Annotated in this window: 26 protein-coding genes; 16 read left to right on the top strand and 10 right to left on the bottom strand. The window is 65.0% G+C overall.

The annotated features are described in order from the left end of the window. Window positions 1-22: 22 nt before the first annotated feature. From AvAM_RS06545 to AvAM_RS06525, 6 genes are all read left to right on the top strand, one after another. The gene (locus AvAM_RS06545; protein ID WP_137746327.1) at window positions 23-1,240 is read left to right on the top strand and encodes an MFS transporter; all 1,218 of its coding nucleotides are present in this window, start codon (window positions 23-25) and stop codon (window positions 1,238-1,240) included. Between the two features lie 23 nt (window positions 1,241-1,263). Then, window positions 1,264-1,419: a hypothetical protein gene (locus AvAM_RS25610; protein ID WP_171012149.1), complete on the top strand. Its 156-nt coding sequence runs from the start codon at window positions 1,264-1,266 to the stop codon at window positions 1,417-1,419. 82 nt (window positions 1,420-1,501) lie between these two features. After that, entirely contained in the window at window positions 1,502-2,056 is a 555-nt protein-coding gene (locus AvAM_RS06540) for a bifunctional 2-polyprenyl-6-hydroxyphenol methylase/3-demethylubiquinol 3-O-methyltransferase UbiG (RefSeq protein ID WP_137746326.1), read from the top strand. 30 nt (window positions 2,057-2,086) lie between these two features. Then, window positions 2,087-2,986 (top strand): 4-hydroxy-tetrahydrodipicolinate synthase, encoded by a 900-nt coding sequence (gene dapA, locus AvAM_RS06535; protein WP_137746325.1) that lies wholly within the window; start codon window positions 2,087-2,089, stop codon window positions 2,984-2,986. Between the two features lie 54 nt (window positions 2,987-3,040). After that, window positions 3,041-4,138, top strand: a complete 1,098-nt coding sequence (gene bamC, locus AvAM_RS06530; protein ID WP_137746324.1) for an outer membrane protein assembly factor BamC — start codon at window positions 3,041-3,043, stop codon at window positions 4,136-4,138. A 101-nt stretch (window positions 4,139-4,239) separates the two neighbouring features. Then, entirely contained in the window at window positions 4,240-5,037 is a 798-nt protein-coding gene (locus tag AvAM_RS06525; protein WP_137746323.1) for an MBL fold metallo-hydrolase, read from the top strand. Window positions 5,038-5,168: 131 nt separating this feature from the next. Here AvAM_RS06525 and AvAM_RS06520 read toward each other — a convergent pair whose 3' ends face one another. The 3 genes from AvAM_RS06520 to AvAM_RS06510 all read right to left on the bottom strand — a co-directional run bounded on the left by AvAM_RS06520 (window position 5,169) and on the right by AvAM_RS06510 (window position 7,362). Then, window positions 5,169-5,447, bottom strand: coding sequence for a hypothetical protein (locus tag AvAM_RS06520; RefSeq protein WP_137746322.1), 279 nt, complete (start codon window positions 5,445-5,447; stop codon window positions 5,169-5,171). A 243-nt stretch (window positions 5,448-5,690) separates the two neighbouring features. After that, window positions 5,691-6,212, bottom strand: a complete 522-nt coding sequence (locus AvAM_RS06515) for a hypothetical protein (protein ID WP_137746321.1) — start codon at window positions 6,210-6,212, stop codon at window positions 5,691-5,693. A gap of 13 nt (window positions 6,213-6,225) precedes the next feature. Then, window positions 6,226-7,362 (bottom strand): cupin domain-containing protein, encoded by a 1,137-nt coding sequence (locus AvAM_RS06510; RefSeq protein ID WP_137746320.1) that lies wholly within the window; start codon window positions 7,360-7,362, stop codon window positions 6,226-6,228. Between the two features lie 53 nt (window positions 7,363-7,415). Between AvAM_RS06510 and AvAM_RS06505 the strand changes: the two genes are divergently transcribed. Continuing rightward, window positions 7,416-7,940 (top strand): peptidylprolyl isomerase, encoded by a 525-nt coding sequence (locus tag AvAM_RS06505; protein WP_137746319.1) that lies wholly within the window; start codon window positions 7,416-7,418, stop codon window positions 7,938-7,940. A gap of 73 nt (window positions 7,941-8,013) precedes the next feature. On the opposite strand, the gene AvAM_RS06500 is transcribed toward AvAM_RS06505, so the two are convergent. The 3 genes from AvAM_RS06500 to coaBC all read right to left on the bottom strand — a co-directional run bounded on the left by AvAM_RS06500 (window position 8,014) and on the right by coaBC (window position 10,878). Further along, the gene (locus tag AvAM_RS06500) at window positions 8,014-8,517 is read right to left on the bottom strand and encodes a glycine zipper 2TM domain-containing protein (RefSeq protein ID WP_137746318.1); all 504 of its coding nucleotides are present in this window, start codon (window positions 8,515-8,517) and stop codon (window positions 8,014-8,016) included. 196 nt (window positions 8,518-8,713) lie between these two features. Next, on the bottom strand, window positions 8,714-9,160 hold the full coding sequence (dut, locus tag AvAM_RS06495) for a dUTP diphosphatase (RefSeq protein WP_063462079.1): 447 nt from the start codon (window positions 9,158-9,160) through the stop codon (window positions 8,714-8,716). Between the two features lie 494 nt (window positions 9,161-9,654). Beyond that, entirely contained in the window at window positions 9,655-10,878 is a 1,224-nt protein-coding gene (gene coaBC / locus AvAM_RS06485; protein WP_137746317.1) for a bifunctional phosphopantothenoylcysteine decarboxylase/phosphopantothenate--cysteine ligase CoaBC, read from the bottom strand. 91 nt (window positions 10,879-10,969) lie between these two features. Between coaBC and AvAM_RS06480 the strand changes: the two genes are divergently transcribed. The 6 genes from AvAM_RS06480 to AvAM_RS06455 all read left to right on the top strand — a co-directional run bounded on the left by AvAM_RS06480 (window position 10,970) and on the right by AvAM_RS06455 (window position 16,325). Further along, window positions 10,970-12,628 (top strand): CTP synthase, encoded by a 1,659-nt coding sequence (locus AvAM_RS06480; RefSeq protein ID WP_137746316.1) that lies wholly within the window; start codon window positions 10,970-10,972, stop codon window positions 12,626-12,628. A 12-nt stretch (window positions 12,629-12,640) separates the two neighbouring features. After that, the gene (gene kdsA / locus AvAM_RS06475) at window positions 12,641-13,498 is read left to right on the top strand and encodes a 3-deoxy-8-phosphooctulonate synthase (RefSeq protein WP_137746315.1); all 858 of its coding nucleotides are present in this window, start codon (window positions 12,641-12,643) and stop codon (window positions 13,496-13,498) included. Between the two features lie 3 nt (window positions 13,499-13,501). Further along, window positions 13,502-13,792 carry a DUF1330 domain-containing protein gene (locus AvAM_RS06470; protein WP_056640013.1) on the top strand — a complete coding sequence of 97 codons (291 nt, stop codon included), beginning with the start codon at window positions 13,502-13,504 and terminating at the stop codon, window positions 13,790-13,792. Between the two features lie 184 nt (window positions 13,793-13,976). Beyond that, window positions 13,977-15,263, top strand: a complete 1,287-nt coding sequence (gene eno / locus AvAM_RS06465) for a phosphopyruvate hydratase (RefSeq protein ID WP_137746314.1) — start codon at window positions 13,977-13,979, stop codon at window positions 15,261-15,263. Window positions 15,264-15,439: 176 nt separating this feature from the next. Beyond that, window positions 15,440-15,718 carry a septum formation initiator family protein gene (locus AvAM_RS06460; protein ID WP_063462085.1) on the top strand — a complete coding sequence of 93 codons (279 nt, stop codon included), beginning with the start codon at window positions 15,440-15,442 and terminating at the stop codon, window positions 15,716-15,718. 70 nt (window positions 15,719-15,788) lie between these two features. Further along, a complete protein-coding gene (locus tag AvAM_RS06455; protein ID WP_137746313.1) occupies window positions 15,789-16,325 on the top strand; it encodes a hypothetical protein in 537 nt (178 codons plus the stop codon). A 38-nt stretch (window positions 16,326-16,363) separates the two neighbouring features. Here the strand turns inward: AvAM_RS06455 and AvAM_RS06450 are convergent, their stop codons facing one another. From AvAM_RS06450 to AvAM_RS06440, 3 genes are all read right to left on the bottom strand, one after another. Continuing rightward, entirely contained in the window at window positions 16,364-16,855 is a 492-nt protein-coding gene (locus AvAM_RS06450) for a CZB domain-containing protein (RefSeq protein WP_137746312.1), read from the bottom strand. A gap of 237 nt (window positions 16,856-17,092) precedes the next feature. Beyond that, window positions 17,093-18,085: an Hsp33 family molecular chaperone HslO gene (locus tag AvAM_RS06445; protein WP_137746311.1), complete on the bottom strand. Its 993-nt coding sequence runs from the start codon at window positions 18,083-18,085 to the stop codon at window positions 17,093-17,095. Between the two features lie 47 nt (window positions 18,086-18,132). Continuing rightward, complete coding sequence (locus AvAM_RS06440; protein WP_137746310.1) at window positions 18,133-18,657, bottom strand: gamma carbonic anhydrase family protein; 525 nt, start codon at window positions 18,655-18,657, stop codon at window positions 18,133-18,135. Between the two features lie 114 nt (window positions 18,658-18,771). Here AvAM_RS06440 and AvAM_RS06435 point away from each other — a divergent pair, with 114 nt between their 5' ends. The 3 genes from AvAM_RS06435 to AvAM_RS06425 all read left to right on the top strand — a co-directional run bounded on the left by AvAM_RS06435 (window position 18,772) and on the right by AvAM_RS06425 (window position 22,336). Continuing rightward, on the top strand, window positions 18,772-19,575 hold the full coding sequence (locus tag AvAM_RS06435) for a ferritin-like domain-containing protein (RefSeq protein WP_137746309.1): 804 nt from the start codon (window positions 18,772-18,774) through the stop codon (window positions 19,573-19,575). A gap of 102 nt (window positions 19,576-19,677) precedes the next feature. Further along, on the top strand, window positions 19,678-20,946 hold the full coding sequence (locus AvAM_RS06430) for an EAL and HDOD domain-containing protein (RefSeq protein ID WP_137746308.1): 1,269 nt from the start codon (window positions 19,678-19,680) through the stop codon (window positions 20,944-20,946). Between the two features lie 109 nt (window positions 20,947-21,055). Further along, a complete protein-coding gene (locus AvAM_RS06425) occupies window positions 21,056-22,336 on the top strand; it encodes an EAL and HDOD domain-containing protein (protein WP_137746307.1) in 1,281 nt (426 codons plus the stop codon). 102 nt (window positions 22,337-22,438) lie between these two features. On the opposite strand, the gene AvAM_RS06420 is transcribed toward AvAM_RS06425, so the two are convergent. Then, complete coding sequence (locus AvAM_RS06420; protein ID WP_137746306.1) at window positions 22,439-23,428, bottom strand: tripartite tricarboxylate transporter substrate binding protein; 990 nt, start codon at window positions 23,426-23,428, stop codon at window positions 22,439-22,441.

Below are 23,428 nucleotides of genomic sequence, written 5' to 3'. Positions count from 1 at the left end.
CAATCTGGCTACATTCCTGCGCATGCATATGAATACTCCCAAACTGTCCATGTTCCAGGTGCTGGCCTGCGGTGCAGCCATCGTGACCCTGTCCATGGGCATCCGCCACGGGTTCGGGCTGTGGCTGCTGCCCATCACCCAGGAGATGGGCTGGACGCGCCAGTCGTTCGCGCTGGCCATCGCCATCCAGAACCTGTCCTGGGGCCTGATCGGGATTTTTGCGGGCATGGTGGCCGACCGGTTTGGGGCCTTCCGTGTGCTGATGGGCGGCGCGGTGCTGTATGGCCTGGGCCTGGCGGGCATGGCGCTGTCGCCCACGCCCACGCTGTTTGCGCTGACGGCGGGCGTGCTGATTGGCGCGGCGCAGGCGGGCACCACCTACGCCGTGATCTACGGCGTGCTGGGGCGGCAGATTGCACCCGAAAAACGCTCCTGGGCCATGGGGGTGGCGGCGGCGGCGGGTTCGTTCGGGCAGTTCCTGATGGTGCCGGTGGAAGGCTGGCTCATTGCGGGCCTGGGCTGGCAGCAGGCGCTGCTGGTGCTGTCAATGGCGGTGCTGCTCATCGTGCCCCTGGCCTTTGGCCTGCGCGAGCCGGGCTTCAAGGGCGCGGCCCCGGTCAAGCGTGAGCAAACCATCGTACAGGCACTGGGCGAGGCGTTCCGCTACCCCAGCTTCAACCTGCTGATGGCGGGCTACTTTGTGTGCGGCTTTCAGGTGGTGTTCATTGGCGTGCACATGCCCAGCTACCTCAAGGACCATGGCCTGTCGCCCCAGGTGGCCAGCTATGCGCTGGCGCTGATCGGGCTGTTCAATGTGTTTGGCACCTACATTGCGGGCACGCTGGGCCAGCGCATGCCCAAGCGCCACATCCTCGCCTTCATTTACTTTGCCCGTGCGGTGGCCATCAGCATCTTCTTGCTGGTGCCGCTGTCGCCACTGTCGGTGTACGTGTTCTCGGCCGTGATGGGCACGCTGTGGCTGTCCACCGTGCCACCCACCAACGCCACCATTGCGCAGATTTTTGGCGTGCAGCACCTGTCGATGCTGGGCGGCTTTGTGTTCTTCAGCCACCAGATCGGTAGCTTCCTGGGCGTGTGGCTGGGTGGCTATCTGTATGACGCCACGGGTAACTACGATATCGTCTGGTACATCGCCATCGGCCTGGGCGTGTTTGCCGGGCTGGTGAACCTGCCCGTCAAGGAAAGCCCCATCCAGCGCTCAGCCCCCCAACCCGCCTGACCGGACCGCCTGATTGACCCACCATGCACCAACCGCCCCCGCCCCCCACACCCCGGTCGCGCGCCCTGCGCTGGCTGGGTGGGGCCGTGGCCGTGCTGTTATGCCTGTTGGTGTTTGGCATGTACACCGTGCCCGAGTTCATGGTGATGCTGGCCGACCAGATGTGGGCGTGTTTCTGACGGCCACAGTCAGAGATTCAAAGCTTTTTGGGGCTTCTGCGCGCGCTGGAAAAGCCCTTTAAGCTATAAATTTAATAGCATTATGCATGGCACAGAAGCCCCCTCCGCATGGGTCCGCCGCTGGACCCACCTGATCCCCCCGGGCGCCACAGCCCTGGACCTGGCCTGCGGTGCGGGCCGCCACCTGCGCTGGCTGCACAGCCAGGGGCACCCGGTGGTGGGGGTGGACCGCTCTGCCGAGGCCCTCGCCGCCTGCGAAGGGCTGGGCGAATTGCTCCTGGCAGACATTGAAAACGGGCCCTGGCCCCTGCCGGGCCGCCAGTTTGGCGCCGTGGTGGTCACCAACTACCTGTGGCGGCCCCTGCTGCCCGCCATTGTGGACAGCGTCGCTCCGGGTGGCGTGCTGATCTACGAAACCTTTGCCCTGGGCAACGAAACCGTGGGGCGCCCTGCACGGCCTGAATTCCTGCTGGCACCCGGCGAGCTGCTGGGCGCCAGCCAGGGGCTGCGCGTGGTGGCCTACGAGGACGGGTTCCTGGATGAACCCGCGCGTTTCGTGCAACGCATCACGGCCGTGCGGGAACTCCCGCAGCCTGGCGGGGCCCCACGGCATCTTTTGTCCATCGCGGCTAGTTAGAATGCCCTTTTACCGTTTTTCACTGCGGACATGACCTCTTCCTCCGTGCCCCTCACCGGCAGCATCGTCGCCCTCGTCACCCCCATGCACGAGGATGGCAGCGTGGACTACCCCACCTTGCGCAAACTGATCGACTGGCATATCGCCGAAGGCACCGACTGCATCGGCGTGGTGGGCACCACGGGCGAATCGCCCACGGTCAATGTCGAAGAACACTGCGAGATCATCCGCGTGGCCGTGGAGCAATCGGCCAAGCGCGTGCCCATCATGGCGGGCTGCGGTGCCAACTCCACCGCCGAAGCCATCGAACTGGCCAAGTTCGCGCGCGGCGTGGGTGCCGACAGCCAGCTGCAGGTCGTGCCCTACTACAACAAGCCCACGCAAGAGGGCCAGTACCAGCATTTCAAGGCGATTGCAGAAGCCACGGGCGACCTGCCCATCGTGCTCTACAACGTGCCCGGCCGCTCGGTGGCCGATATGCAGCATGACACCGTGCTGCGCCTGGCCCAGGTGCCCGGCGTGATCGGCATCAAGGAAGCCACCGGCAACATCGAGCGCGCGCAGTGGCTCATCCGTGACGTGCCCAAGGGCTTTGGCGTGTACTCGGGCGACGACCCGACCGCCGTGGCCCTGATGCTGTGCGGCGGCCATGGCAACATCAGCGTAACGGCCAATGTGGCCCCGCGCCTGATGCACGAGCTGTGTGTGGCGGCCCTCGCGGGCGACACGCGCCGCGCCATGGAAATCCAGTTCAAGCTGATGCCCGTGCACAAGCACCTGTTCGTCGAAGCCAACCCCATCCCAGTCAAGTGGGCCATGGCCCGCATGGGCCTGTGTGGTGGCACCATGCGCCTGCCCATGACGCCGCTGTCCAGCGGCAACGAGGCCGTCGTCGAAGCCGCACTGCGCACCAGCGGCCTGCTGGCCTGATCCAAGCCGGGCCGCGCCCGGCTCCCTGAGACACTTTTTCCCGAGGATTTCCGCGTGAAAGCTGCTACCACCCGCCTGAGCCTGCTGGCCCTCGCCATGGCCCTGTCCGCCTGCGCCGCCCTCGAAGGCGACAAGATTGACTACAAAAGCGCCTCCAGAGGCTCGACCCTGGAAGTCCCCCCGGACCTGACCCAGCTGTCGCGCGACTCCCGCTACGCCGTCCCGGGTGGCACGGTGTCTGCCGCCGCCATGCAGGCGGGCCAGGCTGCGCAGCCCTCGGGCACCGCTGCCAACGCCGCCGCCCTGCAGCTGGGTGACGTACGCATCGAGCGTGACGGCAACCAGCGCTGGCTGGTGGTCAACCGCCCTGCCGACAAGCTGTGGGAGCCCGTGCGCGACTTCTGGCAGGAAAGTGGCTTCAACCTGGACCAGGCCGAGCCCAACGTCGGCATCATGGAAACCGACTGGGCCGAGAACCGCGCCAAGCTGCCGCAGGACTTCATCCGCTCCACGCTGGGCAAGATGCTGGACTCGCTGTACTCCACCGGCGAGCGCGATAAGTTCCGCACCCGCCTGGAGCGCAACGCCAATGGCAGCACCGAGATCTACATCACCCATCGCGGCATGATCGAGGTCTATGGCACCACCACCAAGGACAACACGGTGTGGCAGCCCCGCCCCTCCGACCCGGAACTCGAAACCGAATTCCTGCGCCGCCTGATGGTCAAGCTGGGCGTGAGCCAGGAGCAGTCCAAAGCCATCGTGGCGGCCCCCGCCCCCCGCGCACAGGCTGCGCGCATGGCCACCGTCAACAACCAGCCCGTGGTGCAGCTGAATGAGGGCTTTGACCGCGCATGGCGCCGCGTGGGCCTGGCACTCGACCGCACAGGCTTCACGGTGGAAGACCGCAACCGCAACGAAGGCATGTATTTCGTGCGCTACGTGGCCCCCAATGCCGACAAGAAGGAACCCGGCTTCTTCGGCAAACTGTTCAGCAGCTCCTCGGCCGCCACACCACCGCTCAAGTACCGCATCGCGGTGCGCAGCCAGGGTGAGTCCACCACGGTCTCCGTGCTCAACGAGTCAGGCGCCCCCGACACCTCGGCCAACGCCGAGCGCATCGTGCGCGTCATCACCGACGACCTGAAGTAACAACCAAGGGCGCACCCACACCACCACCCTGCCCTGGGCTCCCGGCCCCTGGCAGGGTGTGTTTTTTGAGCCCCCCCTATCCGACCGACCACCACCGTTCCATGCTGCGCTTCAAGAACCTGGGCAGCGGCAGCACGGGCAACGCCACCGTGGTTGAAGGCGGCAGCGGTGCACTCATCCACCGCCTGCTGATCGACTGCGGTTTTGGCATCCGGCAGCTGCAAGCCCGGCTGGCCCAGGCCCAGTTGCAGCCCGAAGACCTCGACGCCGTCTTCATCACCCACGAACATTCCGACCACATCGGTTGCGCCCAGGCGCTGGCCGTGCGCTACCGGATTCCGGTGTGGATGAGCGAAGGAACCCACGCAGCGCTGGGATTCCCGGATTTCGACGGCATGCTGCATGTGGCGCACGACATGCACGCCTTGGACCTGGGCAGCTTCCAGGCCCTGCCCTTCACGGTGCCCCACGACGCGCGGGAGCCGCTGCAGCTTCGTTGCTCCGACGGCGATGCCCACCTGGCGGTACTCACCGACCTGGGGCACGCCAGCGCCCATGTGCTGGAGCAGCTCCAGGGCTGCCATGCCCTCATGATTGAAGCCAACCACGACCCTGGCATGCTGCAGGCCTCGCGCTACCCACCCTTTCTGAAGCGCCGTGTGGGGGGCCCTTATGGCCATCTGGCCAATGCCGCCACGGCCGACATTCTGCGCGCCGTGCAGCACGCGGGCCTGGGGCAGGTGGTGGCCGCCCACCTGAGCGCGCAGAACAATGTGCCCTCTCTCGTCCAGGAGACATTGGCCGCAGCACTGGACTGGATGGCCGAGGACATCATCGTGGCCAGCCCCACCCAGGGCACCGACTGGCTGCGCGTGGACGCCCGCTGCCATGGTGGTTGACCGCGCCCCGCAGCTGCCACGCCACTTCGCACCACATACAGGTGAGCCGTCAAGGCATAAAAAAAGCCCCGACCTTGCGGTGCGGGGCCTGGGCACGGGCCGGTACAAACCGGCCCAGCACCTGCAGCGAATTACTTGGCTGCGGAAGCGCCAGTAGCAGCGGTGGCAGCAGCGTCAGCGGCAGCCTTGGCAGCGTCGGCAGCAGGAGCAGCGTCAGCAGCAGGAGCGGCGGCCGGGGCAGCAGCTGCGTCGGAAGCAGCAGGAGCTGCGGGTTCGGCGGCAGGAGCGGGTGCAGCGGCAGGAGCTTCCACGGGAGCGGGAGCAGGTGCTGGAGCGGGCTCTTCCTTCTTGCCACAAGCGGCGAGTGCAGCAGCAGCGATCAGGGCGGCCAGAACGAGAGAGTTCTTCATTTCGATTTTCCTAGTTGGACAGACAGAATCTTGAAAAGCCACAGCGTCAGGCCCACTGAAGCCCTGGTACGCATTGGCACAAAGCGTTTGATTTGCACCTTTTTGGCGCAACCACCGATTATATTGATTTTTAGTCAATACTGACTAACACTGACGAAAGCTTTACACCCGCTTGACTTCACGCAGTGCGGTCGCCGCCATGTTGGTCTTGCCACACAAGCTCCGCGCACCCCCATGCAGAGGCTACAGGCCAAGCGTGGTGGAAGGAAAACCGGGGGTGCTTTTGCTGCGCACCCATTCGTTGAGCGACTCCCGCAGCAGCACCCGGCGATCGGGCTCGCTGCCCGTCACCCCCACGCAGCGCTCCGGATCCAGGCGATGCATGACCCACTGGGGCGACCACAAGGCACTGGGCAGGTCCAGAGGGTCGGCCGCCGGGCTGCGGCGGCAGGTGATGATGTGGTCCCAGGTGCCACGCCAGCGCACGAACCGGGCATGGCGCCGGATCACGTCGTCATAGCTGCAGGCCAGCATGGTGAAACGCCGCCCGCTGTGGGCCCAGGCCTGCAGGGATTCGACCACCGCGCGCTCGCCCAACGGCCAGTCGTGGAAATGGGCGTCACTGATCACGATCTCCTGCCATCCGTCCCGGGCTGCGGTGGCAAAGGCATCGCGCACCAGCTGCTGGAACGTTTCCCGCCCACTGAACCGCCCTGCGGGCAGGTCACGCAAAGGTTCGGGCGAAGGGGCCGCCACATCGGTCATCATGGTCTCCTGGTCAGTGGCTGCCCGCCCAGACGTGGACCCAGCCCGCGTCGCACCACGAGGAGAGCAGCTCCAGCGCGTCGTCGCTGGCGCGGGCCAGATCGCGCGCCGTCAGCTGGCGCTCGTCGGCCAGGCGCCGCATCAGCGTGGCATCACGCCCGGCGGCGCGGTAACTCTCTCCATTGATGAAGATGTGCTGCGCGTCATACATCATGCGGCTCTTGCGGTCCAGGCGTACCCCCTCCAGCATCACCCTCGCATCCCCGGGCTCGAACCACACGCTGGGTTTGGGCTCGGTCAGGTATTCGCCCAGCGCGCGCTCCAGCACCAGGGGCTGCGCCAACGCGCGGGCCAGCGCTTCGCGCGCAAATTCATGCAAGCCGGCAGGAATGTGAGCAGGCTGCGCCACAGCCTCCTGACCCGCATCCCGATAGAGCAGCGGCTTGTCCTCGTCTGCATCCCCGGCGTCTTCCGCCAGGCGCACCAGCAGCTCCTGGGCCAGTTCTGCACGCGCCGGGGCACGGAAACCGATGGAGTAGGTCATGCACTCGCCCTCGGCAATGCCATCGTGGGCGTAGCGCGGCGGCAGGTACAACATGTCGCCCGGCTCCAGCACAAACTCTTCTTCGGGCTCAAACTGCGCCAACACCTTCAAAGGAATATCGTCTCGCAGCGCCAGGTCTTTCTGCCGGCCAATGCGCCAGCGGCGCTTGCCATGGGCCTGGAGCAAAAAGACATCGTAGCTATCGAAGTGCGGCCCCACACCACCGCCGTTGCTGGCGTAGCTGATCATGAGATCGTCCAGCCGCGCCTCGGGCACAAAACGGAACTGCTGCATCAGCGCATGGACCGCATCGTTGTGCAGATCCACCCCTTGCACCAGCAAGGTCCAGTCAGGCTGCTGCAGCGCGGGCAATGCACGGCGGCTGAAGGGGCCATGGCGCAGCTTCCAGGCACCCTTGACCAACTGCACCAAGCGTGATTCCACCCCTTCCTGCGCGGCCAGCGCAAACAGCTCGGACCGCAGCACGGGCGGCACAAACTGGGGAATGGCCTGGCGCACCAGCAAGGGCTTCTTCTGCCAGTGGCGGCGCATGAATTGCGCGGGGCTGAGCCCCCCGAGCAGGGAAAGGGGTTGCTGGATATCCATGGGAAAACAGGGCCCCTTGGCGGGGCGGTTGGTCAAACTGCGACAATTCTCCTATGGAAATTACCCAACAATGTGTGGTCGCACTGACCTGGACGCTCAAGGACACGCTGGGCGAAGAACTGGACGTGCTCGATGAGCCCGTGGAGTTTCTGGTCGGCGGCGATGATCTTCTGCCCCGCATCGAAGAGGCCCTGCAAGGCCACGGCCCCGGCGCCACCTTGGCGTTGCACCTAGAACCCGAAGATGCCTTCGGCGACTTCAACGACCAGTTGCTGTTTCTGGAGCCCCGCGCGCTGTTCCCCGCAGAGATCGAAGAAGGCATGACGTTTGACGGCATGGCCCTGCCAGAAGGCTGCAACCCCGATGCCCCCCGCACCGCCCTTTACACCGTGGCCGAGATCTATCCCGACCATATCGTGCTCGACGGCAACCACCCGCTGGCGGGCATTGCCTTGCGCCTGCAACTGACCGTGCAGGCCGTGCGCGAAGCCACCGAAGAGGAAATCGGACGCGGAACCGCCGGTACAGGCTTCTTCCGCGTCCAGCCCCAGGCGCCCGGCAACTCGTTGCTGCACTAAGCCCCTCCAAAGCACAACGGGCGCCCCGAACAAACTCGGGGCGCCCGTTTTTTTTTGTCAGTAGTCAGCTAAATCACATGCGCGAAATCTGGCCGTTGTACAGACGCACGCGGTCGCCAATACGCAGGTCACCCGGGCTGCTCACGTCATACACGCGGTAACCGCCCTGGTCCAGATGCACGGACAGGCGGTAACCTTGCACGTACTCTTGGTTGTTGCGCCCCTCGATGGCGTTGCCCGCTACCGCGCCGCCCAGAACCCCTACCGCCGTGGCCGCAGCACGGCCAGAGCCCTTGCCCACCTGGTTGCCCAGGACACCGCCCACCACCGCGCCCAGCACAGCCCCCGCGCCGGAAGTCTGGCCTTGGGAGCGGCCCTGCATCACCTCGATGTTAGACACGCGGCCATACTCAGTGCCCGCAGGGTTGCTGGGATAGGCGGGTGCGGTCTGGTAGCCGTTGGAATAGCCCCCCGAATACTGGGGCGCCGGTGCCGGGCGGTTGTGGCCACAGGCCGCCAAAGAGCCGGCCAGAACAACCACGCCAACAATGGCGAGAGGGCGGGTGAATTGCAGCATTTCAATCTCCTGAAGTCTTGAGGACCAGTCCGAGGCCATGGCGCATTGCATGGCGTCTTGGACACATGGTTGATTGGAACAACGCTCAGGGGTTCTGCCGCGTAGACAGAGAGCCCCCCGACTTGTCGGTAACAGACACGCAAAAAAGTAAGCGCCGTCTTACAAATGCAGCACCCACCCACTGCTGCCGCAAATGTCAGGCCTTGCCCGTCGAGCCGTAGCCGCCTTCGCCACGCTCAGTGGCTTCAAACTCCGTAACAACATTGAACTGCGCCTGCACCACCGGCACGATGACCAACTGGGCCAGGCGTTCCATGGGCTCCAGCGTAAAGGCCACACTGCTGCGGTTCCAGGCACTCACCATGAGCTGCCCTTGGTAGTCGCTATCGATCAAACCCACGAGGTTGCCCAGCACGATGCCATGCTTGTGGCCTAGGCCCGAACGCGGAAGGATCAGGGCGGCGTACCCCGGGTCCTTGATGTAGACGGAAATGCCGGTGGGCACCAGCTGCCATGCATTGGGCTGCAGGGTGAGGGGTGCATCCAGGCAGGCCCTCAGGTCCAGCCCGGCACTGCCGGGGGTGGCATAGGTAGGCAGTTGGTCCGCCATGCGCGGATCCAGAATCTTCACGTCAATCTTCACGGTTGTTTCTTCTTTCCAGTTGTGCGCTGCTGGGCCACTTGCCGCAGCCGCTCCTGCAAGGGCCCTACGCCTGACGTAGCCCCGGAGGCTGCGGATGATAGGGCCTTAGGAGCAACCTCCATCAAACGCCCCAGACCCCACCAAACGGCCGCCATGGCCACCAGCCCGGGCAAAGACCCTTGGCCGAACATGAACAGAGCGACTCCATGCAGTGCCGTCAACACCAGGAGCATGGCGCGGACCGCACGCACAACGCCAAACAAAGGCGCAAAAACCAGCGCGAGATCGGGCGGAGCGGACGGGGGCACCGAGCGCCCTCCAGCCGCCGCAACAGGCTTTGGCGACGCCGTGGCGCCAGGTGATGGCGCCTGTGCGGCCCGGGCAGGTGCTGGCGCCGTAAGCCGCTCCACATAACGCGCAAAGTCGCCGTCGGGTGGCGTGTCCCATTCAGGCTTGGTGGCACCAGTCTTCATACAGCCTCCCGGCAAAGACCCCTACGACCCCACAGGCGGCAACCGCGCCGCAATGTCCTCGATCAGTTGCCGGGCCAGCACCCGTTTGGAGGCTCGGGGCAACTCGCGGTGCCCCTGGGCGTCCACCAGCAGCAATGCATTGTCATCCTGCCCGAAGGTGGCCGGGCCGATGTTTCCCACCAACAGCGGCACGCCCTTGCGCAGGCGCTTGGCTGTGGCATGGGCGAGCAAATCGTGGCTTTCGGCGGCAAACCCCACACAGAACAAATCCCCCTGCAGGGCGTGGGGCGACCGGGCCACCGCAGCCAGGATGTCCGGGTTCTCCACAAACTCCAAGCTTGGCGTCTGGCCCGAGCCGTCTTTTTTGATCTTCTCTGAAGACTGGTTGGCAGGCCGCCAGTCCGCCACGGCTGCAGTGGCAATGAATACCGAAGCGGCCTGCACATGGCGCTCCACAGCGGTCAGCATCTCCTGGGCGGACTGCACGTTCACCCGGCGCACCCCGCGCGGCGTAGGCACATGCACCGGCCCCGCCACCACCGTGACATCGGCACCGGCTTCTCGGGCGGCACGCGCAATCGCAAAACCCATCTTCCCGCTCGACAGATTGGTGATGCCCCGCACCGGGTCGATCGCCTCGAACGTGGGGCCCGCCGTCACCAGCACCCGGCGCCCTGCCAGCGCTTTGGGGGCAAAGAAGGCAATCAACTCCTCCAGCAGCTCTTCGGGTTCGAGCATGCGGCCATCACCCGTCTCGCCACAGGCCTGGTCACCATTGCCTACGCCCAAAACCACCGCGCCATCCTGCGACACCTGGGCCAGGTTGCGCTGGGTGGCGGGATGCGCCCACATCTCGCGGTTCATGGCCGGGGCCAGCAACAGGGGCACCTGTTGCACAGGACGGGCCAGGCACAGCAGGCTGAGCAATTCATCCGCCCGCCCCTGCACCAGCCGTGCGATGAAATCAGCGCTGCAAGGCGCGATCAGGATCGCATCGGCCTCGCGACTGAGGTTGATGTGCGGCATGTTGTTGGGCTCGCGTGCATCCCATTGCGAGCCATACACCGTGCGGCCAGACAGGGCCTGCATCGTGACCGGGGTGATGAAACGTTCAGCCGCCTCGGTCATCACCACCTGGACAGTGGCGCCCTCCTTGATGAGCTGGCGGCACAGATCGGCTGCCTTGTAGCAAGCCACGCCCCCACTCAGACCCAGAACAATGTGTTTGCCAGCAAGCTCATTCATGGGCTGAATTTAGCAGACAGGCCAGAGCCCTCCGGCGGGGGTGTCTCCGGGGCGCCATCTATAATCCCAATTTCCCACCACCAAAAAAGACATGACCAAATTTGTCTTCGTCACCGGCGGTGTGGTGTCTTCCCTCGGTAAGGGAATCGCCTCAGCCTCCCTTGCCGCGATCCTCGAATCGCGGGGACTCAAAGTCACCCTCATCAAGCTTGACCCCTACATCAACGTAGACCCGGGCACCATGTCGCCGTTCCAGCACGGCGAGGTGTTCGTGACCGATGACGGCGCAGAAACCGACCTGGATCTGGGCCACTACGAGCGTTTCATCGAAACGCGCATGAAGAAAACCAACAACTTCACCACGGGCAAGATTTACCAGTCCGTGCTGGAGAAGGAACGCCGCGGCGACTACCTGGGCAAGACCGTACAGGTCATCCCGCATGTCACCAACGAGATCCAGGAATTCATCAAGCGCGGCGCCGGAATCGGCACACCCGATGCCGTGGATGTGGCCATCGTCGAGATCGGCGGCACCGTGGGTGACATCGAATCGCTGCCCTTCCTCGAAGCCGTGCGCCAGATGAGCCTGCGCATGGGCCCCAACAACGCGGCCTTCGTGCACCTGACCTACCTGCCCTGGATTGCGGCAGCGGGCGAACTCAAGACCAAGCCCACCCAGCACACGGTGCAGAAACTGCGCGAGATCGGCATCCAGGCCGACGCCCTGCTGTGCCGCGCCGACCGCCGCATTCCTGAAGAAGAACGCGCCAAGATTTCGCTGTTCACCAATGTGCCCGAATGGGGCGTGATCAGCATGTGGGACGTGGACACCATCTACAAGGTGCCCCGCATGCTGCACGAGCAGGGCCTGGACGGCCTCATCTGCGACAAGCTGCGCCTGAACACACCGCCCACCAGCCTCAAGCGCTGGGACGACCTGGTGTATGAAACCGAACACCCCCAAGGCGAAGTCACCATCGCCATGGTCGGCAAGTACGTGGACCTGTCGGACAGCTACAAGTCCGTCAATGAAGCCCTGCGCCACGCCGGCATGCGCAACCATGTGCGCGTGAAGATCGACCATGTCGATTCCGAAACCATCGACAGCGCCGATGCAGTGGCCAAGCTCGCCAAGTACGACGCCATCCTGGTGCCCGGCGGCTTCGGCCAGCGTGGTGTGGAAGGCAAGATCGCCACGGCCCAGTTTGCCCGCGAGCGCAAGGTGCCTTACCTGGGCATCTGCCTGGGTATGCAGGTGGCTACGATTGAATACGCGCGCCATGTGGCGGGCCTGGCCCATGCCAACAGCACCGAGTTCGACCCCGCCACGCCCCATCCCGTGATCGCGCTGATCACCGAGTGGAAGGACGCCGACGGCACCATCAAGACCCGCGACGAGAACTCCGACCTGGGGGGCACCATGCGCCTGGGCGCGCAAAGCTCGGACGTATCCAAGGACACGCTGGCCCACAGCATCTACGGCGACGTTGTCACCGAGCGCCATCGCCACCGCTACGAAGCCAACGTGAACTATCTGGACCAGCTGCGCAAGGCGGGCCTCGTGATCTCCGCTCTCACGCAGCGCGAGCAGCTCACCGAGATCGTGGAGCTGCCCCAAAACGTCCACCCCTGGTTCATCGGCGTGCAGTTCCACCCCGAGTTCAAGTCCACGCCCTGGAACGGCCACCCGCTGTTCAATGCCTTCATCAAGGCCGCCGTGGACCACCAGCAAGCCGCGAAAAAAGCCTAAGGGGACCTCACCATGCAGCTGTGCGGATTCAATGTTGGCCTTCAACATCGCTTTTTTCTGATTGCGGGCACCTGCTCCATCGAGGGCCTGGAGATGTCGCTCGACGTCGCGGGCCAGCTCAAGGAAGCCTGCGCCCCGCTGGGCATTCCGCTGATCTACAAGGGCTCCTTCGACAAGGCCAACCGCTCATCCGGCACCAGCAAGCGCGGCGTCGGCCTCGACGCCGGTTTGAAGATCCTTGATGAGGTGCGCCGCCAGCTGCAGCTGCCCATCCTGACCGATGTGCACGACACCTCCCACGTGGCCGAGGTGGCCAGCGTGGTGGATGTGCTGCAAACGCCCGCCTTCCTGTGCCGCCAGACGGATTTCATCCGCGCCGTGGCGCAGTCCGGCAAGCCGGTGAACATCAAGAAGGGCCAGTTCCTCGCGCCCTGGGACATGAAGAACGTTATCGACAAGGCCCGGTCTGCAGCGGCCGAAGTCGGCCTGTCGGAAGACCGCTTCCTGGCCTGCGAGCGTGGTGTGAGCTTTGGCTACAACAACCTCGTGGCCGACATGACCAGCCTGGCCGAGATGCGCAACTCTGGCGCGCCCGTGGTGTTTGACGTGACCCACTCGGTGCAAAAGCCTGGCGGCCTGGGCGCCGTGAGTGGCGGCGCGCGCGACATGGTGCCCGTGCTGGCGCGTGCCGGTGTGGCCGTGGGCGTAGCGGGCCTGTTCATGGAAACCCACCCCCACCCCGCCGAGGCCTGGTCGGACGGCCCCAACGCCGTGCCGCTCAAGCACATGAAAGCCTTGCTGGAAACCTTGGTGGCGCTCGACGACGTCACCAAGAAAAGCGGATTCCTCGAAAACAACTTTGGAGCTTGAGACATGAGCAGTGGTTACGTCATCGCATCCGTCACCGTCACCAACCCTGAGCAGTACGAAGAGTACAAAAAGTGGAGCACGCTGGCGATGCAGGCGCATGGCGCCGAGGTGTGCATTCGCGGCGGCAAGGTGGAAGTGCTGGAAGGCGACTGGAACCCCGGCCGCACCGTGCTGCTCAAGTTCCCGAGCTTTGAGGCTGCCCGCGCCTTCTACGACACGCCCGAGTACCAAAAAGCCAAGGCCGCCCGCGAAGGCGCGGCCATCATGCGCATGGTGTGCGTCGAGGGCGTCTGAGAACAAGGTGGCCAGCTCACGCTGGTCGGGTTGTACCCGGTTCGTACCTGCAGACTGATTCACTATCAAATCAGTAGCATAAAATGACTACAGACGCGCCCAAGCGGCCATTTTGCCATTTGGCCTGAACAAGCCAAGCCCGTCCCGCCCGTCTGAATGAATTTCAAAAACCTCAAGGAAAATCATGAGTGCCATTGTTGACATCGTAGGCCGCGAAGTGCTGGACAGCCGCGGCAACCCCACCGTCGAATGCGACGTGTTGCTGGAATCGGGCGTGATGGGCCGCGCCGCCGTGCCTTCGGGTGCCTCCACCGGCAGCCGCGAAGCCATTGAAATGCGCGATGGCGACAAGAGCCGCTACCTGGGCAAGGGTGTGCTCAAGGCCGTGGAGCACATCAACACCGAGATCTCCGAAGCCGTGCTGGGCCTGGATGCATCCGAGCAGGCTTTCCTGGACAAGACCCTGATCGACCTCGACGGCACCGAGAACAAGAGCCGCCTGGGCGCCAACGCCATGTTGGCTGTGTCGATGGCCGTGGCCCGTGCTGCCGCCGAAGAGTCTGGCCTGCCCCTGTACCGCTACCTGGGCGGCATGGGCAGCGTGCAACTGCCCGTGCCCATGATGAATGTGATCAACGGCGGCGCACACGCCAACAACAGCCTGGACCTGCAGGAGTTCATGATCATCCCCGTGGGCGCGCCCACGTTCCGCGAAGCCGTGCGCTGGGGCGCCGAAGTGTTCCACGCGCTCAAGAAGATCATCCACGACAAGGGCATGAGCACCGCCGTGGGCGACGAAGGCGGCTTTGCCCCCAGCGTTGAGAACCACGAAGCAGCCATCCGCCTGATCCTGCAGGCCATCGAAGCAGCGGGCTACACGGCCGGCGAACAAATCGCCCTGGGCCTCGATTGCGCAGCCAGCGAGTTCTACAAGGACGGCATGTATGTGCTGGAAGGCGAAGGCGGCCTCAAGCTCACCGCCCAGCAGTGGACGGACATGCTGGCCGCCTGGGTGGACAAGTACCCGATCATCAGCATCGAAGACGGCATGCACGAAGGCGACTGGGACGGCTGGAAGCACCTGACCGAACGCCTGGGCGACAAGGTGCAACTGGTGGGCGACGACCTGTTCGTGACCAACACCAAGATCCTCAAGGAAGGCATCGACAAGGGCATCGGCAACTCGATCCTGATCAAGATCAACCAGATCGGCACGCTGACCGAAACCTTCGCCGCCATCGAGATGGCCAAGCGCGCGGGCTACACCGCCGTGATCTCGCACCGCTCGGGCGAGACCGAGGACAGCACCATCGCTGACATCTCGGTGGGCACCAACGCCGGCCAGATCAAGACCGGCTCGCTGTCGCGCTCGGACCGCATCGCCAAGTACAACCAGCTGCTGCGCATCGAGGAAGACCTGGGCGAAATCGCACAGTACCCCGGCCGCGCTGCGTTCTACAACTTGAAATGAAGCACCCCCTGAGCCGCTTCGCGTCTTCCCCCTCTCCTGCGGAAGGGGGACGCACCCAGTGGCCCGGCCAAGCCGGCTCCACGGGTGCACTGGCGTGCAGCGCGCCCAGAGCACAGGCATGGCCCAGTGCCGTCGGCCTAGTGACTCAACATCGTGCAAGGGGTTGAACCGTCGCCATGGTCTCCCGCATCGTCCCCGTCATCCTGCTGGCCTTGCTGGGGGCGCTGCACGCCCAGCTGTGGCTGGGGCGGGGCAGTGTGCCGCGTGTCAACGAAATGCAGCGGCAGATCGATGCACAGAAGGCGGCCAATGACCATGCCCGCCAGATCAATGCGCGCCTGACCTCCGAGGTGCACGACCTCAAGGAGGGTCTGGACATGGTGGAAGAAAAGGCGCGGAGCGAGTTGGGCATGGTCAGGCCCAACGAGGTCTACGTGCAGTTCACGCCCCGCTGAACGGCGGAGCCAGCCGCCGCCCGGTACGGCCCTGGCCGCTGCCCACCAGCAACCTGCCCCTCTTTTCTCCGTGCTTCAGCCTCCCCCTGCCACCCCCCTGCCCGTGGTGGTTCTGCTGGGCGCCCCACACACAGGTGCCGAGGCACTGGCCGGTGCGCTGCGGCAGCACATTGCGCCGGCTGCAGCGCACATCGTGGCCGCACCTGAGATGTCGCCCACCCTGCCAGTGGCACAACACGACCCTCTGCCCAGAGCCCGCACCGCCACGCTGGTGCTGCTGATGGGGCTGGACACCCCATGCCCGCCCGAAGACCGCGCCATCCAGGAAGCCGTCGATGCGCAGCTGCGCTCGACACTGCAGCAGGCGGGGGTCCCATACCGGGTGATTTATGGCCAGGGGGAGAAGCGTACAGAACACGCACTCAATGCTATTAAATCAATAGCTACAAAGACACACCCAACATGCGGAAACGGGGTATTTGATGCCGAAAGCAGCATACACACCCAGCGGCTGCGCGCCTGGAACTGCGAAAAATGCAGTGACCCAGTCTGCGAGCACCGCCTGTTCACCAGCCTGGTAGGCAGTCGGCAGACGCGCCCGGATTGAGCCTGGGCCAGCTCCCAGTCTCGCAGGGCCTTCGGCCCTTACTCGGCCAACGACCGCACCAGCCCGCGCTGCAGCTCCTTGAGCAGCAGCACCACCTGGCTGGAGCCATAGCGGTAGCCGCCATTGAGCACCTGCACTGCCTTGTCCCACTCGCCTTGTTGGGCCAGCTCGACCAGGGTGGCGGCCTGCTCGTGGAAATACTGGTAACGCGCCACCAGCAGGGGAAACGCCGGCTGCTCACCCAGCACCTCGCCCCCCACGCCATGCAGCCAACGGCCCAGCACGCTGTGGTCTGCGCGGCGCACCAGGGCCGGGTCCAGCCCTACGGCCGTGCGGCCCTCCAGGTAGTCCATCAGGCGGGCTTTCCAGCGTTCATGGGCGTTGATGGCGGCGTCGATGTCCAGGGCCGCCAGCAGGCTGTCGCCACGGCGCGAGTCAGGCACTGCGGCGCTGTCGAACAGCAGCTGCGCGGGCGCTGCAACCGCCGGACCGGCACGGCGGACACCCAGAACGCGACGTAGTAACTCCATGACACCCTCAGAACAGGTTCTCTCAGATCCATCAGCGGCCGCATGCCGCCACCACGGCGCTAGCAGCGCCCCTGCCCCGCGCTGCGGCCGGAACGGCAGCCGCGCGATGGCCCATGAATCCTAAGCGGGGATGGAAAAATTGAATGTCAACGATGGTCAGCCATGCAAGGCACGGCCACGGGACTGCCGCCCTGCACCGGGCGGACCCCAGACGGGTTGTTGCTGACCAGGAGGGCCCTACTGGATGCCCGTGGGCCCGGGTGGCTGGCTGGCTGCGGGCGAGACAAAAATCTGCGCCGCATCCACGGCATCGAATCGGTACTGCTGGCCGCAAAACTCGCACCCGACCTCGATGTCGTCGCGCTCGGCAAGGATGCTCTCGGCCTCTTCCACACCCAGGTTGCGCAGCATGTTGCTGACGCGTTCACGGCTGCAGGTGCAGGCAAAACGCGGGCCGCTGGCGCCCTGCTGCGGCTCGAAGCGCAGCAGCTTCTCTTCCCAGAACAGGCGGCGCAGGATGGTGTCCACGTCCAGCGTCAGCAGCTCTTCGCGCGTGAGGCTCGCGGCCAGATGGGCGATGCGGTTGTAATCCTCGTTGTGGCCGATCTGGTCTTCGTTCTCGCGGTGCGAGAGGCCCGCAGCCAGGTTGCCTTCGCCCTTGATGGGCATGCGCTGGATCAAAAGGCCTGCCGCCACCTGCTCGTTGGCGCCCAGCACCAGAATGGTGTCGAGCTGCTCGGACTGCAGCATGTAGTGCTGCAGCACATCCGACAGCCGCTCCAGCTTTTCATGGTGGTCGCCATGCAGCGGAACCACACCCTGGTAGGGCTGCTGGCCGGGGTGGCGGTCCTTGGGGTCCAGCGTGATGGCGCAGCGGCCACCGCCGCCCACATTGACCATCTGGCTCAGCTTCGCATCCGGCAGCACCTCGCCATTCACCGTGGCCGTGGCGCGCAGGCTCAGGTCCGACTGCACCTCGGTCACGGCCAGCTTGACGGGGCCATCACCAAACACCTGCAGCACCAGCGCACCGTTGAACTTGATGTTGGACTGCATGAGCACCCCGGCTGCCGCCATCTCGCCCAGCAGCTCACTCACGGGCGCGGGGTAGGCGCCCGTGCTGGTGTTGCTGGCGCGGCGGCGCAAGATTTCGGTCCAGGCATCGGTCAGGCGCACGATCATGCCGCGCACAGGCAGGCCATCAAAAAGAAACTTGTGGAGTTCAGACACGCAGGGGTTCCAGAAAAAATGAGGTGGCAGGCGGCGGCGATGCCCGCTCAGCCGATCTTGCGCAGGCCGCTTCGGAAACGGCGCGCATTGTCGATGTAGTGTTGGGCGCTTTGGCGCAGGCCCTCGATCTGCTCGGGCGTGAGTTCGCGTACGGCCTTGGCAGGGCTGCCGATGATCATGGAACCATCGGGAAACTCCTTGCCTTCGGTGACCAGCGCGCCCGCGCCCACCAGGCAGTTTTTGCCGATCTTGGCGCCATTGAGCACCACGGCGCCAATGCCGATCAAGGATTCGTCGCCAATCGTGCAGCCGTGCAGCATGACCTGGTGGCCCACCGTCACGCGCTCGCCCACCACCAGGGGCTTGCCGATGTCGGCGTGCAGCACGCTGGCGTCCTGGATGTTGGAGCCCGCGCCGATGGTGATGGTCTCGGTATCGCCCCGGACCACGGTGCCAAACCACACGCTGGCGTCTTCGCCCAGCACCACATTGCCCATCACCTGGGCGCTGTCAGCCACCCAGGCTGATGTCGGCACCTGGGGCGCCACACCATCGAGTTCGTAAATCGCCATGCAAAAGTCTCCGTGGGGGCAGGCATCCGGGCCTGCGTTTTGGAATGGGGGAAGCGCCAGCCAGTGGCGCCACGCGTCTGTGGGCACCGTTGGCAACGGCCTAGAATTGTAAGGATGGAGCTTCGCCAACGTGCACTGCAGGTCTTGTGCCTTGCAGACCCTGAACAAAAAGCGGCCGCTGCGCTGGACCTGTATACCCAAGCAGCTACGCTTTCGATAGCAGACAATACCCCCACCCCGCCCAGCAACGCGCACGACCTGCCCGGCCGCCCCGCGCGGCCGGAATTGCGGCGCCATACGGATGTGGCCCGGCGCTCGCCTGCTACCCCCGAAGGCCGCGCAGTGCTGATCCACGCAATTGCCCACATCGAATTCAACGCCATCAACCTGGCGCTGGACGCCGTGTGGCGCTTCGGCGGCATGCCACAGGCCTATTACCTTGACTGGGTGCTGGTCGCGGCCGAGGAGGCACGGCATTTCAGGCTGCTGCGCGACCACCTGCGCAGCCTGGGGCATGACTACGGCGACTTCCCAGCCCACCAGGGCTTGTGGACCATGTGCGAGAAGACCAGCCACGACATCCTGGCCCGCATGGCCCTGGTGCCGCGCACGCTGGAGGCTCGCGGGCTGGACGCCACGCCCCAGATTCAGGCCAAGCTGCGCCAGGTGGGCGCACCCGATGCGCTGGCGGCGGTGGCCATCCTGGACATCATCCTGCGCGACGAAGTCGGCCACGTGGCCATCGGCAACCACTGGTACCGCTGGCTGTGCGAGCGTGCGGGGCACGACCCCGAAACCCACTACGGCACCCTGGTCGCACAATACGAGGCCCCGCGCCTGAAGCCGCCATTCAACGAAACCGCCCGCCGCAAGGCAGGTTTTACCGACAACGAACTGCGCTGGCTGCAGCAGCTCTGATCTTCTGGTTACAGCCGAACTGGCTCGGGCTTTTAAAATTCGCTGTGCAGGCCGCCACAGGTCGCCGCAGACACCGGCCCCTCTTTCTTCCATACTCCCCCCATGACTTCACCCACCTCCCCCGGGCTCTCCCTCACGCCCCCGCCTCCTGGCAACCAGTCCTCGGTCGCCATGATTGCGCGGCAAGCCATCGTGAACGCACAGCAGGTGGTGGTGGGCTACGAGCTGTTCAACCGCTCGCGCAGCGGCGCGGCGCACACGGCGGCCACCGATGTGATCCTGGTCTTCACGGCGCTCTCGCATGCGGGCACCGAAGAGCTGGTGGGCAAGAAGCTCATCTTTGTGAACTGCACGCACGAAAGCCTCTCGGGCGGCCACCTGGAGCTGGTGGACCCCGACAAGGTGGTGCTGGAGATCCCACCCCTGGGCCATGCTGCCGCCGAAGAAGTCGCCACCCGCATGCCCATCCTGGCCGGGCTGCGCGACCGCGGCTTTCACCTGGCGTTCAACCACACGGTGCTGCAATCGGCCTACGCGCCCTGGTTGCCACTGGCCGACTACATCAAGCTCGACCTCTCCGTGCTGGCGCCGGACCAGCTGGCAGTGCTCATCAGCTATGCGGGGCGCAACTCTCAGGCCGAGCTGATCGCTGAAAAGGTCGAAACCGCACAGCAGTACGACATGGTGTCCAGCCAGGGCGTGCAGATGTTCCAGGGCTACTGGTTTGCGCGGCCCTCTCTGGTGGAAGCCAAACTGCTCGCGCCCTCGCAGGCCAGCATCATCGAACTCATCAACCAGGTGCGCAAACAGGCGAGTACCGACGACATCGAGGAAACCCTCAAGAAGGATGCAGGCCTGGCCTTCAACCTCATGCGCCTGATCAACTCAGCAGGTTTCGGCCTGTCGCGCGAGATCACCTCCTTCCGCCAGGCCGTGATGCTCATGGGCCTAAAAAAACTGTTCCGCTGGGCGGCGCTGCTGCTCACGGCCTCGCGCGCCGGGGGCACGCCTTCGTCAGTTGGCCAGACGGCCGTGGTGCGGGGCCGCCTCATGGAACTGCTGGCGCTGGAGACCCTCCCCCCCGAAGAAGCCGATCAGGCCTTTGTGGTCGGTATCTTCTCGCTGCTGGACGTGATGCTGTCAATGCCCATGGAGTCCGCCCTGGGCCTGCTGAACGTGCCCGAACCCGTGGCAGCAGCGCTGCTGCGCCGCGAAGGCTTCCTGGGCGACCTGCTCACGCTGGCCGAAGCTTGTGAGTCAAGCGACGATGCCGTTTTCGACCGCACAGCCGGGCTGCTGCACCTCACCAGCCAGCAAATCAACTTTGCCCACCTGCAGGCGCTGGCCTGGGCAGACCACCTGGGCGACTGATCCGGCCCCTGCCAGCGCAGCAGCGCGGCCTGCTGCCATCTATTGGTTCGCGGCAAGGCCACGGGGGTCTAGAATCGCCAAGAACTAGCCTTTCACTACAGCAGACCCCATGTCGAGCACACCTGAACAAGACACCCCGGACGCTGCATCCCCAGCGGTGGAGCCGGTGGACGAGAACCTCGCCATCATTGCCCGCCAGGCCATCGTGGACGAAAGCAGAGCGGTTTATGGCTACGAACTGTTTGACCGCTCCACGGCCTCCGACTCGCACACCGCCGCCAGCGACGCCGCCCTGCTGTTCAACGCCCTGTCCTACGCGGGCACCGAGGCCCTGGTGGGCAAGAAGACGGTGTTCATCAACTGCACGCACGACAGCCTCTCGGGCGGCCACCTGGAGCTGATCCACCCCGAAAAGGTGGTGCTTGAAGTCCCGCCCTTGCCCGATGGCGCCACGCCCGAGGAAATCGAAGGTCGCCTGCCCACGCTGGAGGCCCTGCGCACCCGAGGCTTCCGCCTGGCGTTTGACCAGCAGGCCCTCAAGCGTGCCTACACCAGCTGGCTGCCCCTGGCAGCCTTCATCAAGCTGGACATGCAGGCCTTCAAACCTGAGCTGGCCGCGCCGCTGGTCAAGTTTGCCACCACCCACAGCAAAGCCACCCTGGTGGCCGAAAAGGTGGAAACGGCCGAGCAGTACGAGCTGATGAAGGGCCTGGGCGTGAAGCTGTTCCAGGGCTACTGGTTCGCCCTGCCCTCGCTGGTCAAGGCCACCACCATCCGCCCCTCGCAGGCCACGATCATCCAGCTCATCAACCTGGTGCGCAAACAGGCCAGCACGGCCGAGATCGAAGACCTGCTCAAGAAAGACCCCACCCTGTCTTTCAACCTGCTGCGTTTCATCAACTCGTCGGGTTTTGGCCTGTCGTGCGAGATCACCTCGTTCCGCCACGCGGTGATGATCCTGGGCCTGAAAAAACTGTTCCGCTGGGCGGCACTTTTGATGACCACCTCGCGCGCTGGTGGTGCGCCACCGGCTGTGGGCCAGACCGCCGTGGTCCGTGGCCGCCTGATGGAGCTGCTGGCCGCCGAGTTGCTGCCGCCTGAAGACTGCGACAACGCCTTTGTGGTGGGCGTGTTCTCATTGCTCGATACCATGCTGAACGTGCCACTGGAGAAGGCACTGGAGTCAGTGGCCCTGCCCGAGCCCGTGATGGACGCCCTGCTGCGCGGCACCGGTGTGTTTGCGCCCTTCCTGGAGCTGACCAAGGCTTGTGAGAGTGGTGATGAAGTGGCCTTTGCCAAGAACGCTGACGCGCTGCACCTGTCCAACCGCCAGGTCAACTGGGCCCACCTTCAGGCGCTGACCTGGGCCGAAAGCCTCAACGAGGAGTGACGCACCGGCCTGTGGCGCGCATGGCCGCCGCAGCCGCCCAAAGTCAAAGGGCCCTGGTCATCCAGGGCCCTTTTTGTTTGGTTATGGAGAAAGCACAAACTCTCAGTTGCTGGCCTGGATGCCCGCCGCGCGGATGATGCGCGCGTTGTTCTCCGACTCTTGCGCAATCTGGCGCGCAAACTCGGCCGCCGTACCGCCTGTGGGCACGTTGTCGGTGGCTTCCAGCTTGCTGCGGATATCTGGCTGGGCGAGCGCCTTGTTCACCTCGGCATTGATACGGTCGAGCATGGCCGCGGGCGTCTGCGCGGGCGCATAGAAGCCGAACAGCGACGACAGGTTGGCAGCGGGCTGGCCCAGCTCGGCCAGCGTGGGCACCTGCGGCAGTGAATCAAGCCGCGCAGGCGCCCCCACCGCCAGCGGCTTGAGCTTGCCCGCCTTGATGTGCTGCAGCACGGCTGGCCCCGCGTTGGTGGACAGCACTTCGTACTGCCCGCCCAGCGCGTCGTTCATCTGCTGGCCACCGCCCTTGTAGGGCACGTGGGTGATCTGCACCTGGCTCTTGCCCGCGATCTGCTCCAGCATGATGTGGCCCAGCGACGCCTGCCCCGAAGTCGCCCAGCGCACGGCCCCAGGCTTCGCCTGCGCGGTGGCCAGCAAGTCCTTGAAATCTGCCGCCTTGCTGGCGGATGTGCCCAGCAGCAGCACGGGCGAATACATCACGCTCACCACCGGGGCAATGTCTTTTTGCGGGTCGAACGGCGACTTGCCCAGGTGCGGGTTGAGCGCCAGCGGGCTCACCGCCGCAAAGCCCAGGGTGTAGCCATCTGGCGCCGCCTTGGCGACGGCATCCACGCCCAGGCTGCCACTGGCACCGGCCTTGTTCTCGATGACCACCGGCGTGCCCAGTTGCACGGCCAGCTTGTCTGCCAGGGCACGCGCCACGTTGTCGCTCACACCGCCCGCCGGGTAGGCCACCACAATGCGGATCGGCTTGGCCGTGGGCCAGGACTGCGCCAAAGCCATGGCTGGTGCAAGGGCCAGCGCGGCGGTGGCAAGGAGGACGCGGCGGGACAGCGGGGGTAAGTGGGTCAT

Origin of the sequence: Acidovorax sp. NB1 (genome assembly GCF_005405905.1) — a bacterium.
GTDB lineage: Bacteria > Pseudomonadota > Gammaproteobacteria > Burkholderiales > Burkholderiaceae_C > Acidovorax.
Note: the sequence above shows the minus strand (reverse complement) of the source record. Positions and strands in the feature narration are given on the sequence as shown.

Coding starts and splice junctions, on each gene's coding strand:
- eno (WP_137746314.1), top strand. CDS start 13,977: ATGAGTGCCATTGTTGACATCGTAGGCCGCGAAGTGCTGGACAGCCGC.
- AvAM_RS06520 (WP_137746322.1), bottom strand. CDS start 5,447: ATGAAGAACTCTCTCGTTCTGGCCGCCCTGATCGCTGCTGCTGCACTC.
- AvAM_RS06435 (WP_137746309.1), top strand. CDS start 18,772: ATGGAGCTTCGCCAACGTGCACTGCAGGTCTTGTGCCTTGCAGACCCT.
- AvAM_RS06425 (WP_137746307.1), top strand. CDS start 21,056: ATGTCGAGCACACCTGAACAAGACACCCCGGACGCTGCATCCCCAGCG.
- AvAM_RS06460 (WP_063462085.1), top strand. CDS start 15,440: ATGGTCTCCCGCATCGTCCCCGTCATCCTGCTGGCCTTGCTGGGGGCG.
- AvAM_RS06510 (WP_137746320.1), bottom strand. CDS start 7,362: ATGGATATCCAGCAACCCCTTTCCCTGCTCGGGGGGCTCAGCCCCGCG.
- AvAM_RS06540 (WP_137746326.1), top strand. CDS start 1,502: ATGCATGGCACAGAAGCCCCCTCCGCATGGGTCCGCCGCTGGACCCAC.
- AvAM_RS06515 (WP_137746321.1), bottom strand. CDS start 6,212: ATGACCGATGTGGCGGCCCCTTCGCCCGAACCTTTGCGTGACCTGCCC.
- AvAM_RS06480 (WP_137746316.1), top strand. CDS start 10,970: ATGACCAAATTTGTCTTCGTCACCGGCGGTGTGGTGTCTTCCCTCGGT.
- AvAM_RS06545 (WP_137746327.1), top strand. CDS start 23: ATGCATATGAATACTCCCAAACTGTCCATGTTCCAGGTGCTGGCCTGC.
- AvAM_RS06430 (WP_137746308.1), top strand. CDS start 19,678: ATGACTTCACCCACCTCCCCCGGGCTCTCCCTCACGCCCCCGCCTCCT.
- AvAM_RS06450 (WP_137746312.1), bottom strand. CDS start 16,855: ATGGAGTTACTACGTCGCGTTCTGGGTGTCCGCCGTGCCGGTCCGGCG.
- coaBC (WP_137746317.1), bottom strand. CDS start 10,878: ATGAATGAGCTTGCTGGCAAACACATTGTTCTGGGTCTGAGTGGGGGC.
- AvAM_RS06440 (WP_137746310.1), bottom strand. CDS start 18,657: ATGGCGATTTACGAACTCGATGGTGTGGCGCCCCAGGTGCCGACATCA.
- AvAM_RS06420 (WP_137746306.1), bottom strand. CDS start 23,428: ATGACCCACTTACCCCCGCTGTCCCGCCGCGTCCTCCTTGCCACCGCC.
- dapA (WP_137746325.1), top strand. CDS start 2,087: ATGACCTCTTCCTCCGTGCCCCTCACCGGCAGCATCGTCGCCCTCGTC.
- AvAM_RS06470 (WP_056640013.1), top strand. CDS start 13,502: ATGAGCAGTGGTTACGTCATCGCATCCGTCACCGTCACCAACCCTGAG.
- AvAM_RS25610 (WP_171012149.1), top strand. CDS start 1,264: ATGCACCAACCGCCCCCGCCCCCCACACCCCGGTCGCGCGCCCTGCGC.
- AvAM_RS06525 (WP_137746323.1), top strand. CDS start 4,240: ATGCTGCGCTTCAAGAACCTGGGCAGCGGCAGCACGGGCAACGCCACC.
- AvAM_RS06500 (WP_137746318.1), bottom strand. CDS start 8,517: ATGCTGCAATTCACCCGCCCTCTCGCCATTGTTGGCGTGGTTGTTCTG.
- kdsA (WP_137746315.1), top strand. CDS start 12,641: ATGCAGCTGTGCGGATTCAATGTTGGCCTTCAACATCGCTTTTTTCTG.
- AvAM_RS06505 (WP_137746319.1), top strand. CDS start 7,416: ATGGAAATTACCCAACAATGTGTGGTCGCACTGACCTGGACGCTCAAG.